Annotated in this window: 1 rRNA gene; it reads left to right on the plus strand. The window is 48.0% G+C overall.

Going from position 1 to position 821, the window contains the following annotated elements:
* Positions 1–559 precede the first annotated feature (559 nt).
* Positions 560–821, plus strand: a 16S ribosomal RNA gene (locus tag JXQ85_RS16450); the annotation flags it as partial.

Raw genomic sequence — 821 nt, forward strand, 5'->3', positions numbered from 1 at the left:
GTCCTCCCACCTCATTTAACCTATTGATATTGTTGTATATTCATAAAAGTTTTAAAAAGTTTGGGATTTTTGTTAAAAAGCGCTTGCGGGTTTGTTGGGTTAACCTTAGAACCCCCTCTACCGGCGGCGCTGAGGCGCACAACGGCGGGTCAGACGGGACACGGAGCGGCGCTCTGGAGACGGTTTGAGAGAATAAATTGAGGTTAGATGACGCGGGATGCGCCTAGTAAGTTTGGGCGCTTCTTGTTGATTTTTGTCTCTGGTGATCATCTGATTGCCGCGTTTTTTGACATAGTTATATATCTGAAGAGATATGTGGGCGGTTTGGTCGTTATCGACGATTGGACGTCTGTATATCTGGTCTCTAGGCTTTCGGGCCGATGATGAGATTAACAGCTTCACTGTTTGTCGGACTTTGTTTTCTTTGAAAACCAAGTACACAAACAGTTTATCCAGATCTTCCCTGCCGGGGAGATTTGGTTGTCATCTTCCTTGTGACGAGGGGGATGTCAGTGATGTGCAGAGGTTCAACGTTAAGGATAAGCATGTAAGTGCTTTTCAACTTGAGAGTTTGATCCTGGCTCAGAACGAACGCTGGCGGCAGGCTTAACACATGCAAGTCGAGCGCACTCTTCGGAGTGAGCGGCGGACGGGTTAGTAACGCGTGGGAACGTGCCCTTCTCTAAGGAATAGCCACTGGAAACGGTGAGTAATACCTTATACGCCCTTCGGGGGAAAGATTTATCGGAGAAGGATCGGCCCGCGTTAGATTAGATAGTTGGTGGGGTAACGGCCTACCAAGTCTACGATCTATAGCTGGT

Source organism: Cognatishimia sp. (assembly GCF_049116455.1).
GTDB lineage: Bacteria > Pseudomonadota > Alphaproteobacteria > Rhodobacterales > Rhodobacteraceae > Cognatishimia.